General features: G+C 39.4%; 19 protein-coding genes. 18 read left to right on the plus strand and 1 reads right to left on the minus strand.

What is annotated here, in order from left to right; genetic code table 11:
* The first annotated feature begins 279 nt into the window (after positions 1-279).
* The 15 genes from G8782_RS17210 to G8782_RS17275 all read left to right on the plus strand — a co-directional run bounded on the left by G8782_RS17210 (position 280) and on the right by G8782_RS17275 (position 9,170).
* A complete protein-coding gene (locus G8782_RS17210) occupies positions 280-561 on the plus strand; it encodes a hypothetical protein (protein ID WP_172373533.1) in 282 nt (93 codons plus the stop codon).
* A complete protein-coding gene (locus tag G8782_RS17215; RefSeq protein WP_172373534.1) occupies positions 554-931 on the plus strand; it encodes a hypothetical protein in 378 nt (125 codons plus the stop codon). Before G8782_RS17210 ends, G8782_RS17215 begins: the two co-directional genes overlap by 8 nt.
* A 39-nt stretch (positions 932-970) precedes the next feature.
* Positions 971-1,603: a hypothetical protein gene (locus G8782_RS17220; RefSeq protein ID WP_172373535.1), complete on the plus strand. Its 633-nt coding sequence runs from the start codon at positions 971-973 to the stop codon at positions 1,601-1,603.
* A 184-nt stretch (positions 1,604-1,787) separates the two neighbouring features.
* Positions 1,788-1,913, plus strand: a complete 126-nt coding sequence (locus tag G8782_RS18640) for a hypothetical protein (RefSeq protein ID WP_281357953.1) — start codon at positions 1,788-1,790, stop codon at positions 1,911-1,913.
* Between the two features lie 20 nt (positions 1,914-1,933).
* The gene (locus G8782_RS17225) at positions 1,934-2,536 is read left to right on the plus strand and encodes a hypothetical protein (protein WP_172373536.1); all 603 of its coding nucleotides are present in this window, start codon (positions 1,934-1,936) and stop codon (positions 2,534-2,536) included.
* Positions 2,537-2,902: 366 nt separating this feature from the next.
* Complete coding sequence (locus G8782_RS17230; protein ID WP_172373537.1) at positions 2,903-3,256, plus strand: P27 family phage terminase small subunit; 354 nt, start codon at positions 2,903-2,905, stop codon at positions 3,254-3,256.
* A gap of 28 nt (positions 3,257-3,284) precedes the next feature.
* Positions 3,285-3,428 carry a hypothetical protein gene (locus G8782_RS17235; protein ID WP_172373539.1) on the plus strand — a complete coding sequence of 48 codons (144 nt, stop codon included), beginning with the start codon at positions 3,285-3,287 and terminating at the stop codon, positions 3,426-3,428.
* A 50-nt stretch (positions 3,429-3,478) separates the two neighbouring features.
* Positions 3,479-6,451, plus strand: a complete 2,973-nt coding sequence (locus G8782_RS17240; protein WP_172373541.1) for a phage tail tape measure protein — start codon at positions 3,479-3,481, stop codon at positions 6,449-6,451.
* 1 nt (position 6,452) lies between these two features.
* Entirely contained in the window at positions 6,453-7,178 is a 726-nt protein-coding gene (locus G8782_RS17245; RefSeq protein WP_172373543.1) for an Ntn hydrolase family protein, read from the plus strand.
* Between the two features lie 269 nt (positions 7,179-7,447).
* Positions 7,448-7,636 carry a hypothetical protein gene (locus G8782_RS17250; protein WP_172373545.1) on the plus strand — a complete coding sequence of 63 codons (189 nt, stop codon included), beginning with the start codon at positions 7,448-7,450 and terminating at the stop codon, positions 7,634-7,636.
* A gap of 229 nt (positions 7,637-7,865) precedes the next feature.
* The gene (locus G8782_RS17255) at positions 7,866-8,063 is read left to right on the plus strand and encodes a hypothetical protein (protein ID WP_172373547.1); all 198 of its coding nucleotides are present in this window, start codon (positions 7,866-7,868) and stop codon (positions 8,061-8,063) included.
* 61 nt (positions 8,064-8,124) lie between these two features.
* Complete coding sequence (locus G8782_RS17260) at positions 8,125-8,313, plus strand: hypothetical protein (protein ID WP_246231736.1); 189 nt, start codon at positions 8,125-8,127, stop codon at positions 8,311-8,313.
* A 15-nt stretch (positions 8,314-8,328) separates the two neighbouring features.
* Complete coding sequence (locus G8782_RS17265) at positions 8,329-8,646, plus strand: DUF771 domain-containing protein (protein WP_172373624.1); 318 nt, start codon at positions 8,329-8,331, stop codon at positions 8,644-8,646.
* Positions 8,647-8,779: 133 nt separating this feature from the next.
* Positions 8,780-8,974: a hypothetical protein gene (locus G8782_RS17270; protein WP_172373551.1), complete on the plus strand. Its 195-nt coding sequence runs from the start codon at positions 8,780-8,782 to the stop codon at positions 8,972-8,974.
* 4 nt (positions 8,975-8,978) lie between these two features.
* Positions 8,979-9,170 (plus strand): helix-turn-helix transcriptional regulator, encoded by a 192-nt coding sequence (locus G8782_RS17275; protein WP_172373553.1) that lies wholly within the window; start codon positions 8,979-8,981, stop codon positions 9,168-9,170.
* Positions 9,171-9,332: 162 nt separating this feature from the next.
* Here the strand turns inward: G8782_RS17275 and G8782_RS17280 are convergent, their stop codons facing one another.
* Entirely contained in the window at positions 9,333-9,938 is a 606-nt protein-coding gene (locus G8782_RS17280) for a hypothetical protein (RefSeq protein WP_216667927.1), read from the minus strand.
* 378 nt (positions 9,939-10,316) lie between these two features.
* On the opposite strand from G8782_RS17280, the gene G8782_RS17285 reads away from it, so the two are divergent.
* From G8782_RS17285 to G8782_RS17295, 3 genes are all read left to right on the plus strand, one after another.
* The gene (locus tag G8782_RS17285; RefSeq protein ID WP_172373557.1) at positions 10,317-11,177 is read left to right on the plus strand and encodes a ParM/StbA family protein; all 861 of its coding nucleotides are present in this window, start codon (positions 10,317-10,319) and stop codon (positions 11,175-11,177) included.
* Entirely contained in the window at positions 11,174-11,434 is a 261-nt protein-coding gene (locus G8782_RS17290) for a hypothetical protein (RefSeq protein WP_172373559.1), read from the plus strand. The genes G8782_RS17285 and G8782_RS17290 overlap by 4 nt, the downstream gene beginning before the upstream one ends.
* A gap of 489 nt (positions 11,435-11,923) precedes the next feature.
* Positions 11,924-12,337: a pyridoxamine 5'-phosphate oxidase family protein gene (locus tag G8782_RS17295; protein ID WP_172373561.1), complete on the plus strand. Its 414-nt coding sequence runs from the start codon at positions 11,924-11,926 to the stop codon at positions 12,335-12,337.
* Positions 12,338-12,446 lie beyond the last annotated feature (109 nt).

Consider the following 12,446-nt stretch of genomic DNA (forward strand, 5'->3'; position numbering starts at 1 on the left):
ATGTAATATGTAATGGAATATGTAATCGACCTAAACCTTAGAGTTGTAAGGGGTTGTGGCACATATCTTACATATTACATCATTCCTAAAAGTTTAGAATGTAGCAAATGTACGCACTATACGTGGGGTGTCTCTATATATTTCAGAAAATATGTAATAAGTAATAGGAAGTCTGTAAGTCAATCGGGTCAAGGGTTCGAGTGATTACATTCGTTATTACATATTACATTTGTAAGAAGGGGAGAAAATGTTAACCAAAACTAGGAAGGTGACATTTTCATGAATACACAAACAGAAAACATCGTAATGGTCGAACTGCATCCAAGCAAAACATCTAAGCATATTCAATTAGTCGTGAAGAAGTGTCCGTTTTGCAAGAATCGCCATAATCATGGCATCGGGGAAGGGTGGCGAGTGACGGACTGCTTTAATAAGAAAACAGGAAAACGGCTTTCAACTCGACAATACTATTTACAAATAGATTGGAAAGTGCCGAAACATGCCAAATTGAAAAGTCGTTATTATGAGTTGCTTAATGTGGGCGGTGATTCTAATGGTTGATGTGAGGGAAGCATTAATGCCAGCTGATTTAATGGAACTAGCAATTAAAGCAAAATCAGTCGTTAATAAAATTGATAAAGTAGATCCTCACTTCAAAGCAAAAGTAGCACGTTTCAAATTGATACTGGAATCAAAAGAAGAAATCATCCGAACAATGGCTATCCAGTACAAAGAATTAGGCTTCTTGATAGACGGATTGGAACGAATGGAAAGCGGTTTGACTGTGGAGGAAAAGAAATACTTTGATTTTATGAACATTGATGAATTGAAAGCTGAACAGGCCGAACGTTTGGAAGCTATGCAAATTTTATTAACTGTACCCATCCCAGGGCTAGAAGGTATTCCTTTAATAAATTATAAGCCTGAATAACCTGGATATGAATCTTATCCCCATTGTGGAGGTGGTGGTGTGGAACAACTTGAAGAGTTCATTCCTGAAGCCGAAGAAAACAGACGAATCACTATGTACGAATTAGCAAAAAACGCCCAAGCAAAGAATGAAGCGAATCAAATGAAGAAAGACCGTGCCAGTTACTTTGAAAGTCTGTATGAAGATATACGATATTATTCAGTTCGAATAGACCCATTTAGAGAAGGCAGCGGCAATCCAGCAGTAGATTATCAAGCCATGGAAATCATTGATGCCAAGATAGCTTATGACAAACGAATTATGAAGTTAAATGAACGTTATGCCCGGTGGCGCGGATTCCTACACAAATTCAACAAGCAAGAATCTGACTTATTAAGACGTTATTTTGAAAATGGGGACCCGATTTCCTATGAAACCATTAGACGGTTACTTTTCAAGGCAGGTCGCATACTGGAATCCTCCGAAGAAGCTAGAGGAAAGGCTATGGACCAAGAAACAATGGAAGAGTACAGAGAGTATCAGAAACAGTTTCCAGAACGATTCAAGATATTTTCAACACAATTGCCATTACAGAATGACGAAAGTAAACAACAATATTTAATAAATGGCCAGTTCGTTTATATGTCGCCCGAAGAATATGAGGATCACTTAGAACAATCAGTGAGTGTCTAAATATTGAAGGGGGAAAACGATATGTCAATTAAATATAGATGCCGAAAGAGTTCAATAGATAAGCGAGTAGAATCAGAGAAAAACAGATTGAAGAGACTGGAACGACAATTGAAAAAGGAATATAGCATGAAGAAGAAACGGGCAACTTCCCAAACAATACATAAACACTAAGGGGTGAAAACAAGTGGCTACTGCAAAAGCAAATGAAGTGAGGAGAGATGAGATTGAACAAGAAATACAGCGTGTTCTTCAAGTAGGTAAGAAGCATCGAGCATACAGCAGACGTAAAAGAAATTCAAGAAAAAAATAAAACTTTGGAGGAATTAACTTATGAAAGCAGTTAAACGAATTGACCAGGTAAATGAAAAGAATCGCACTAATGCAATGCAACAACATCAGGAGTTATTACAGGAAGGTGTCGGGATGGTGAAAGTGAATGGCAGCCACAAGAGAGAAATGAAGGTTAAGTTATCGGCTGATGACTTAAGAGGTATCAGTCAGTATAAGTCACGCGCAGCCAATACGGGTAACTATAACATCAAAACATCCGAAGCGATTCATGAAATGATTCAACGGCGTGGCCAGTTAGAAGAGTTGGTTATAAGTGAATCGGGAATCCTTTCACCTAATATCATTCGTGTGGATCTAGCGGTGTACGAAGAACTAAAGGGTGAAGCGAACCGGTATGGCGTAACCTTGAACGATTACATGCGGGCAATCTTCTATGGCTTAGGACAAGCCGCTAAAGGTGAGAAGAGTAACCAAATAAAGAAACAACTTGATGCAACTCAAGCGAATCGATTCGTTCATGTTCCTCTTTATCTATCACGAGAAACTAGAGAAAAGTTATATAAAAAGCACGGACAAATGACTGACGATAAATTGAAGGTGCTTGTAAATGAGTTGGCTCTAAAACACCTGGACAGTTTGTGAGCGTATTTTCTAGTACGGTTGTCAGTACGGTTTGAGTACGGTAGCAAGATGGTGGGCGGTACAGTCGCCCTTCCATCGCTACATTCAAACAAAGATTTAATTAATTAATTTAAAGCAAATCAATTCGATAAATCATTTCAATGTGAATGAGAACTGTTAAGCAAGGGGAAGAAACAGATCTATTGAACGGTAGACCTGGGCGTGTCGGTGATTGATATTGGAGAAAGAATTCTTTGGAAATCTGAAACAAGTTTTTAAAATTGTGCATCCCCCCTCACCATTGTCGAATTGTTTGACACAACGGGAGCGAAGAGGGGAGGGTCTTCCGCTAAACTGAACATTTTTGAAAAGGGGGTGTTAATTTTTATGGATTCAAAACGAGGAATTGAATTAAAGGTTAGGCGTGAAATGGAAAGCATTGGTGTATATAGGAAGGAATTCGACATGATTATTAATATTTACGCAGGTATGCTTCATCAATATTTGTGGTTTGAGAAGGAATTTCATGAAAGCGAGTACCAGATCACTGAACCGTATACAAATAAAGCCGGAGCTACTAACGAAAGAAAAGTACCGCTGTTGACTGCTATGGAGTCATTAAGAAAAGATATTGCGAGTTATTCAGACAGGTTATGCCTTTCCCCGAAATCACTTGAAAAAGTAGTGATTGATTCGGACAGTAAATCCGTACTAACCAGTATTCTAAAAGAACTTGACTGAACTGTATTGTTAGAAGGAGGTGTGAAAAATGGTCAATTCATTATTATGTCGGCACAATTCTATTGAATATATTGAGAAGCGCCAAAAGGATTTAAAAGAAGCGAAAAAGAATCATCAGCCAACTAAAAGTATTGAAGAACAGAAGAAGGAACTCTTAGCAAAACTAAAATAACTGTGAGAGGGGTAACCCTCTTCTCGGTAATAAAATGAGGTGATCAGAACATGGCGAGCAAGGATGTTGGGAGTTTACGCACCAGGCTTTCCTTCGAAGATGAAGGAAACTCAAAAGGTTTAGCGGGATTTAAACAGGATTTGAAAGGCTTACGCTCTGAAATGAACTTAGCGCGCTCTGGTGGTCGTGACTACACCAACAGCTTGAAAGGTATGCGAGAACAGTCGGATATTCTTTCTAGGCGCTTTAAAACGCAAGAGGAACGAGTTAAAGAACTTAAAAAGCGTTATGACGAATCCGTAAAAGTTAAAGGCGAAGATGCGTCATCCACAAAAGATTTAGCTGCCCAATATAACAATGCTACGGCTGAAATGAATCGAACAGAAGGACAACTTCAACGATTGAACGAAGAGATCAGGCGGCAAGAAAGCCCATGGACACAGTTAGGCAAGAATATGACTGATACAGGCGAGAAGTTTCAAACAGTCGGGAAGCACATGACTGATTTTGGAAAGTCGTATTCTATGCGAGTTACTGCTCCAATTGTGGCGGGCGGCGTTGCGGCGTTTAAAGCATCCATGGATTATGAAAGTGCATTCGCGGGGGTTAGGAAAACGACGGATGCGACAGAAGAAGAATTTGCATCCCTCTCCCGCGGCATCCGGGATATGGCAAAAGAACTCCCTGCGAGTGCGACAAGCATCGCAAGTGTGGCTGAATCTGCGGGTCAACTTGGTATTGCCAAAGATGACCTGCTCGAATTTACGCGCGTCATGGTCGACCTGGGCGAATCTACTAACATGACTTCCGAACAAGCGGCCACTCAACTTGCACGATTTGCGAATATCACCGGTATGTCCATGAAAGATGTGTCTCGTCTTGGTTCCACTATTGTAGATTTGGGGAATAACAGCGCCACAACGGAGGGAGAGATTGTTTCCCTTGGAATGCGGATAGCGGCGACAGGAACTCAAGCGGGTATGACTGAAGCGGAAATCATGGCGATTTCGGCAGCGGCATCTTCCCTCGGCATAGAAGCAGAGGCAGGCGGAACAGCTCTCTCCATGGCATTCACGAAAATCACAAATGCTGTTGACAAGGGCGGCAACGATCTCAAAGCGTTCTCAAATGCTTCCGGTGCAACTGCGAAAGACTTTGCAAAAGCGTGGAAGGAAGAACCAACAGTCGCTTTCACCATGCTTCTTGAAGGTCTGAACAAGTCGTCTAAAGCCGGGAAGAATATGAGTGACATCCTCAATGATATGGGCATCAAGGGAATCCGTGAAGTAGACGTTATCAAACGTTTATCCGGTGCTCATGAATTGGTCACAGACTCTATCAATACATCGAACGATGCATGGAAAGAGAATTCGGCACTCTCCAATGAAGCGGCCCAGCGCTACGCTACATCCGAATCACAATTAAAGATATTGTGGAATCGTGTGAAGGATATGGCCATATCATTAGGCGATGCATTAGTTCCCGCGGTCATGGACGCTTTAAAGGCAGCAGAACCGTTAATTAAGAAAATAGAAGAAGGCGCACAGGCGTTCAGCGATATGACCGAAGAAGAGCAACAAACCATTTTGAAAACCCTAGCATTAGTCGCGGCCATTGGTCCGGCAAGTTTGGCGGTTGGTGGACTAACTACCGGAATTGGCGGATTTATGAAAATCGGTGGCAGCGCTGCAACTATGCTTGGCAAAAAAGGCGGAACAGGTTTAATCGGACGTGTCGGTTTGCTCGGTTTGGGAACGAATCCGGTAGGCTTAGCAGTGCTCGGCGTGGGCGCTCTTGCCACCGTTATGTACGCATTAAGCCAAAAGACAGAAGATAGTACCCAAAAAGCATTAGAAGCGGTAGAAGCTCGTAAAAAAGAGCTTGAAGCGAACGAAGAATTAGTTGCTAGTTTCGAAGAATTGAAACGTAAAAATAAATTGTCCACAGATGAAGTATTGCGTTATATGGATATTATGTCCGAATTGAAAGATGCTAAATCCGAAGAAGCTATTAAAAAGTTAAAGGACGAGCAAGAAAAACTTCGCGAAAAGTCCGGTCTTACTAATGAACAAATGGAAGAGTTTTTAAGGCTAAATGGACAACTTGTGGAGAAAGCCCCCGAAACAGCGAAAGCGATTAGTGACCAGGGTAATGCTTATGTGGATGTGCTAGATGCGGTTAAAGACTTGAATCAAGCGGAACGTGAATTACACAATGATCGTATAAAAGAAAACCTTCGCGAAGAAGCACAGAAACAAACCAAAGAATTAGAAAAGCATAAAAAATTAACTGAAGAAATAGCCGCTAAAGAAAAAGAGCAGACCGAAGAATACAATAAACGTCGGGAAACTAGTGCGGCATTGATGGAAAAGCATAAAGTAATTGCTGATTTAGAAAAAGAAATTCTAGGCGCTACAGGCGAAACAAGAATTGAATTAGAGCGCAAGCTAATTGAAGAAGAAGGTATCAGGGAATCATTAGACAAGCAACTACACCAACACGATAAAGAATTAGACAGGCTTAAAAAGCAAATTGCCGACAGAAAAACTAAACTTGAAATGTCGGATAAAGAACTAGCGGCATTTGAAGCGTTAACTGACCAATATGCCCAAGCTATGCTTTTGGAACAGGGAATTGTTTCGGAAAAAGGTAAAGCGGTTGAAAAGATTAAAGAAGAACAGCGGGAAATTGACAAGGCTAGAGAAAAACTTGAAAAGTTCGGGCAAGAGAACGGTAAAAACACGACTAAGTATAAAGAGCAAAATGAACAACTTAACGAACAACAAAGAAAAATCGATACAGCGAAGAAGAAACTCGGTGAAATGAATGAGATTGCCGGAAAGAAAATCTTTAAAGATATTGAAATCAGAACGAATCCTTCCATTCTTTCGTTGGATCAGCAACTATCAGCGCCAGTCAATAAGCGAATTCAATTACAAGGGCATGACTTTAGAGCAATAAGCGCTTATGCGGCAAGTACAAGTTACCATTCAAATAGTGCTGCATTATGCGTGGGGGTCTAATATGACTTTAATTCTCGGTGTCACGTATAACGATTTCATTCTCGTGTCCAGTGATTCAAAAGTAGTTGAACGATATTATGACGGGGAAACTTTTGAAGCTGAATCTGATACGATTCGTGAAGCTGATTTCAAAAGTGAAAAAGTCATAAGGATTGCCGATAAAGTATTACTATCCACATCGGGTTGGTATTTCATAGGTAATCTATTGGAGAAAAAGCTTCGGGAACTAGTAAACAAAAATAACGACTTAATAGAATGCGCAAACATTATTAAGGATTTAATTTCAAATCTTAAAGAGGGTAAAGTAACAGGTTTAAGTGAAGAAGATGAATTGGCCATAAAGCTGATGAATTCTAAAAACTTTTCGGGTTACTTGTTCGGCTTTACCCATTCGGGAGTTACTGGACTTGTGGACGTCAGAACTGAAAACTTTATAGAAATGCCGTCTGATGAAAGAAAAGGGTATCCGTCAGTTATTAATGGACCGGAACCCGAACATGATTTTCAATATCGCAAGGCTTTCTTCTTACCAGTGGGTGAAAGAACGATTGAGAACTTCGTAGAAAGAATGGTCTTTGTTCATGCCCATCTTAGCAAAAAACACCATGAACTAGTTTCGACTGATTGTAATTTTGATTTACTCCAAAGAAATGGCGATCACTTCGAACATAAGAAGTTTATTATTGATACAATAGACATTTATGAAAGATTAGGATTGAAACCCTGAGCCACTAGTGACGAGTAGCATGGGAGTTATATGAAAGTGGTATGCAAAAGGTATGCAAGTGCATCGCGTATGCATAGACAAAAGCGACTACTCTTAATTGAGCGGTCGCTTTTTTTATTTGTCGAAATTTGTCGGACTATTAAGGTATCTTTTGTACTACTAAACTAGTATAATTTGAATTAGCTCAGGCGTAGTAGGCTTAGAGGCTGCCATCTATAAAGTGTGCGTAACAGCTCGCGTTAGAGTAAATCTAACGGGGAGATGAGTGTATGATTAAAAAAGAGATTGTGGTGTTGGTGGTTGTGATGATGCTTTCAGGGTGGTTGCAAGGAGTTGTAAACTTTGACTTCAAGGAGTTAAGGGGCTTTCTACTCTTTGTAATACCTCTGATTTACGCACATTGGCTAGATGCGAAACGACAAAAATCGCATGGCGACAACCGAGGGAAAGGAACATGATTTCTTTCCTCCCGCACCACAGGGGGTAACCCCCATGATTCAAAAGTGGAATAATCCATTTTTGAAAAACGTTCATGAAAGCATCATCTTTTATCTGGTGAAGCATCATTTTTATTAGGGAAAAAGCACCATCTCCTTTGTTAGTAGCCATCCTTAATTGGATGGCTTTTTATTTACCTGAAGTTTAAAGCTTATGATGTTACAAGCAAGTGATGGAAGGAGATGGCCTTTGTCTAAAATCGAAATAGCAGCAGACATTAAAAACATGGTGGAGCAAGTAATCTGTCAAGAATGTAAGCAATCAACTTTAATTTTTGAAAGCATTAATTTTGATTACTATGGAAGCGTAGTGGTTAAAGCTAACTGTCCATCATGTAAAAGCGATCCGTACATAATTGTTGAAAATGTACCGAATCACAGAAAATAAAAACGACCATTCCATTTAGGTAAGGTCGTTTTCTCTATTAGTTGTTGAAAGGATGAGACAAATGATTACACCCCAAAACGTAAAAGTTTTCGAAGCGGCGAAGTTATTAGGGAAATCAGAGCAGTTCGTAAGAATCGGTTTACAAAGAAATATATTGCCTTTTGGATTTGCGGTGCAAATGTCGTCTAAGTGGACGTATCACATTTCGCCGAAGTTATTAAAGGAATATATCGGATTAGCAGACCAATGAAAGAAGTGAATCCAAATCCAACAATTGAAAGTTAGCCTGACAATTCCAATCCCATCTGATTCTGTCATCATTTCCAAAGTAGAATTGGAGCAGTTAAAGAAAAATGAGTTATCCGGTGTCTATTGGAGCATGAAAGATTTAGAAAAACGGACGAATCGGGGACGGATTTGGCTGAAAGAAAACATTCTCTTACATCCACGATTCAAAAAAGAATTAGACAGCGAGAATGGTGGTTTTGTTTTTTATCCGAAAGCGAAAGGTCAGAATTGGAGTTTTCAAGCAGTAAAGATGGCCGAGTTTTTGGACAAGAATTTCCATCGTGTTTTCAAATAGAAATGAAGATGTGAATAACGTATGAAAGTATACGAAAGCAGTATGCAAATGCATTGCATAAGCATGTTTAATATTCGATGGTTGATATGAAAATAGATAGTATAGTATCCATTGGTGAGGAGTGAAATGAGAAATGAAAGACACAGATGAAAAGATAGGCAGCGCTTCTAGTTCACTGAAGAAGATTCCAGATGATGTACTAAAAAAAATGTGGGAGTACCTTATGACCACATCGGCGGTACCGAAATTGATTGAAAAATATGAGAAGGAGCAGTTAGAAACGCAGGAAAAAGCTAATTTGTTAAATCAAAATAAAAAGGACGATTGAATTTATGCGTTATAATTATAAACTTTATATTTACCGTAGAGAAAACCGATTACGCCAAGTCGATATGGCCAAGATTCTTGAGATAACTCCACAGACTTATTACGTTAAAGAAAATGGGAAATCGGAATTTACGATAAGCGAAGGCTTAAAGTTGGCTAAGTTTTTCGGTTGTACGCTTGATGATTTATTCGGATAGTGAAAAAATCAAATCACAGAGAGTGCCCATCTACACACCCAAATATTTTCGGGTGAAAATGGGGTCATTCCATGACTAAATAATGCTACGCATTGGACTCAAGTTATTAACTTCTGAATGGATAAAGGCGACTACTCATTTATTTGAGAGGTCGCCTTTAATTTATTTCTTCCAATGGTTTATAACAAATTCCGAAACAGTGTCTTGGACCTTTTCAGCGTGAACTTGAACCTCTTCCAGCAGGTGACTAAGTAACGCAGCCCATGAAATTCTTTCATCAAACGGGTTCCCGGCATTTATATATTTCAAGACTTTCTTCAACTCTCTCATTCTCTCTTCATCCACATTCTTTTCAATATAGCCCTTTGCAAATTCATTCACGAAATCTGTATCTCGTACAGTCGCATCTACAAGCAAAGCACAGGCCTTGGAAACGGAGCATCCCATAGCATAAGCAAGAGCGGACAAGCTATCATGCATCGATTCTGTGACTCTCGTAGATACTCTTTCATTTCTTCCTGTAGACGCCCTTTTTTTAATTGGTATTCTATTTAAATCTCCCATATATAGAGTGTTTGCTATTCTAACGTCACGCAAAAAATATTGTGAAAGATAACTGACGACTTTTCTTCTTTGCGATCCGGCTATTAGTATTTCTTCGATTACATCTTTTACTGGCGTGTCAGTGATGAACGATAGTCGATAGATACAGTCCTTCAATTCTCTGGTAACTGTCGGCTTAATATCTCTTTTTTTATCGTTCCGCACCTTTCTCTTCCCTTCTCCAACCACTTTCCCACTCCTCTTTACGGCATTTACCTCATGTACACTGTACTTTTGTACCGAGGATATTCCAAGATATGAAGAGATGGGGGAGGATATGTCATTTGCGTTTTGATTTCGGTTTCTTTTTCAAAGGGATGCTATATTTGTCTGCGTTTTTAATGATCTCTGCTGCTAATTTAGTAGTGTCTTTCCTAGTCACGGCATATCATCTCCATCTATTTTTTCATAGTCTTTACAATTTTAACAACATCCATACATAATCCTTTCCGTTGTTCCATATCATTTACTACAAGCGTAATAACAGCAATCGAGAATTTCTCGAATTTATTACAAGCGTAATAAAAAATCGGAGGGAATAAGTTGAGTAATTTAATATTAGGGATCGACGCGGGGAATCATATGGCAAAGGTCGCGGGAGAGTATGGAATTGATAGTTATCGAACTGCTATTTGTGAATGGTTCGAACGCGACGTAGTAGAAATCCACGGTGCTGATGATATGGAGTTTGAAATAGATGGACGAAAAGGATTCGCCGGAACGATAGCGGTTTATGAAGATGAATTTGGCGGTGGGAGCATGTTTGGTGATAGCAAAGCGCACGAAGACACCAAAATTCGCGTGTTGCTGGCAATCCATAGGTATATAGAAAAATATAGTCCTGGCATCGAAAACGTTAGTTTGGTTACAGGGCAACCAATTAGCTCCCACAAAGATGCAGAAAAGAAGAAGATAATTGAAATGCTAAAAGGGACTCATGAATTGATTGTAAATAAAGAGTGGCGACGTATTCATATCCACGATGTCGCTGTTGGCGCGGAGGGGTCCGGGGCGTATTGGGCTACTTCGGGGATTAGGTCCGCTAGAATCATAGATGTGGGAAGCGGTACGGTCAATTGTGCGACGATTGCCGATAAACGGTATATAAACAATGCATCCGACACTTTTAATTTCGGAATGGAAACCGTCAATAATAAAAACGATCTTGCAAGTATTGCGCGAGGTATTATTCGCGGGACCACTAAATTAAAGTGGGATAAAAATGATATAGTTTTAATTTGCGGAGGAATTTCGAAAGATATATTGCCTTTTATTGCAAAATATTATGTGTCCGCTCGTTTGTTGGAACCGTTGTTGAAAAATAGGGGCGACGTGATATTTGCGGATCCCGTATTTGCCAATGCGATAGGGTTTTATAATTTAGCGAGGATGACTTTTAAATGAGAGAATTACGCGAAGTGGTTAGCAAAGATGCTGAAAAAACAAGACAAACAAAATCTGAAAGCTATGATTTGACGGATGCGTACGAAGTGGGTTTACTCAACTATGCGGAAGATCCTGAGCATGGTAATTATAGCGAGTTTGTTAAAAGGGCGATTGCGTTTTATCGAGATGCGAAAAGTATGCCGCAGCAACATATCCCGGTTATTGTTAGGTCAATGGAAAATGATGATGAAGATTCAGTGGATGGATTTTTATGAATAAAGTTGTCCACGATTTACCCGTCCACTATGTTTATGTTCATGTTTTGTTCATGTTCGCGTTTAATACCAACTATTTACGATGGTGGTAGTAACTTGTAAAAGTTGATAATACGGCATTTGAGGGGTCTGTTTCATTGTGTTTTTCGTGTTATTTAATGGGCGGAATGATGTAATATAGCAAAACAGTCCCTTTCACAACGGGGTTTTAAGCTATGTGTCGTCATATTTAATGCCTAAAACTTATTTTTAATCATTGAAGGCTTCTCATTAGTTGACCAAACTTTTGAGACGCCTTTTTATTTTCCTTTTGTAATATGCAAATTCACTTTGAAATCAGTCCATATAAAACAGCTCTTTGCCAACCCTGCTTTGTTAAAAGCATATTTTCACTCCTTGTACATATTTATTTCCATTTAAGTAAATGGTGTTTAGTTACCCTCTTATAGAGGTAAACTACAACAGGATTAAAAAAGGGAGTAGATACTGATGAATGAAAAAATAGCAGCACTGAAAATCCTGAAAGAGAGCTTTGTTGGAATAATGGCGACAGTTCAACAGAACAAGCCGCATACACGTTATATGACGTTTTTCAGTGATGAATTTACTCTTTACACCGCAACATCAAAACAAACACATAAGGTGGATGAACTTGAAGAAAATCCGCATACTCATATTTTAATCGGGTATGAAGGTAAAGGTATGGGTGACGAATATCTTGAAATAGAAGGTACCGTCAGTATTTCAGACGATGAGAGTATAAAAGAGAAAGTATGGAATGAGCATATGAAACCATGGTTCAGTGGCCCAGAGGATCCCGATCTAGTGATATTGAAAATTTCACCCGATTCAATTCGTTTGATGAATAAAAAAGGGGAGGAACCAAAAGAGATTACTCCGTGAGTAGAGGGTGCCAGCGTTAGGAGCTGGCACCCTTTTTTTACGGTATTATTGGCGTAAGGAGTCTTCAATTGAATCGGGATTGATGAAATATATATTACGGAATTGAAAT

The sequence above is a fragment of the Sporosarcina jiandibaonis genome (assembly GCF_013184495.1).
GTDB lineage: Bacteria > Bacillota > Bacilli > Bacillales_A > Planococcaceae > Sporosarcina > Sporosarcina jiandibaonis.

Coding starts and splice junctions, on each gene's coding strand:
- G8782_RS17210 (WP_172373533.1), top strand. CDS start 280: ATGAATACACAAACAGAAAACATCGTAATGGTCGAACTGCATCCAAGC.
- G8782_RS17215 (WP_172373534.1), top strand. CDS start 554: ATGGTTGATGTGAGGGAAGCATTAATGCCAGCTGATTTAATGGAACTA.
- G8782_RS17225 (WP_172373536.1), top strand. CDS start 1,934: ATGAAAGCAGTTAAACGAATTGACCAGGTAAATGAAAAGAATCGCACT.
- G8782_RS17230 (WP_172373537.1), top strand. CDS start 2,903: ATGGATTCAAAACGAGGAATTGAATTAAAGGTTAGGCGTGAAATGGAA.
- G8782_RS17235 (WP_172373539.1), top strand. CDS start 3,285: ATGGTCAATTCATTATTATGTCGGCACAATTCTATTGAATATATTGAG.
- G8782_RS17240 (WP_172373541.1), top strand. CDS start 3,479: ATGGCGAGCAAGGATGTTGGGAGTTTACGCACCAGGCTTTCCTTCGAA.
- G8782_RS17245 (WP_172373543.1), top strand. CDS start 6,453: ATGACTTTAATTCTCGGTGTCACGTATAACGATTTCATTCTCGTGTCC.
- G8782_RS17250 (WP_172373545.1), top strand. CDS start 7,448: ATGATTAAAAAAGAGATTGTGGTGTTGGTGGTTGTGATGATGCTTTCA.
- G8782_RS17260 (WP_246231736.1), top strand. CDS start 8,125: ATGATTACACCCCAAAACGTAAAAGTTTTCGAAGCGGCGAAGTTATTA.
- G8782_RS17270 (WP_172373551.1), top strand. CDS start 8,780: ATGAAAGACACAGATGAAAAGATAGGCAGCGCTTCTAGTTCACTGAAG.
- G8782_RS17275 (WP_172373553.1), top strand. CDS start 8,979: ATGCGTTATAATTATAAACTTTATATTTACCGTAGAGAAAACCGATTA.
- G8782_RS17290 (WP_172373559.1), top strand. CDS start 11,174: ATGAGAGAATTACGCGAAGTGGTTAGCAAAGATGCTGAAAAAACAAGA.
- G8782_RS17295 (WP_172373561.1), top strand. CDS start 11,924: ATGAATGAAAAAATAGCAGCACTGAAAATCCTGAAAGAGAGCTTTGTT.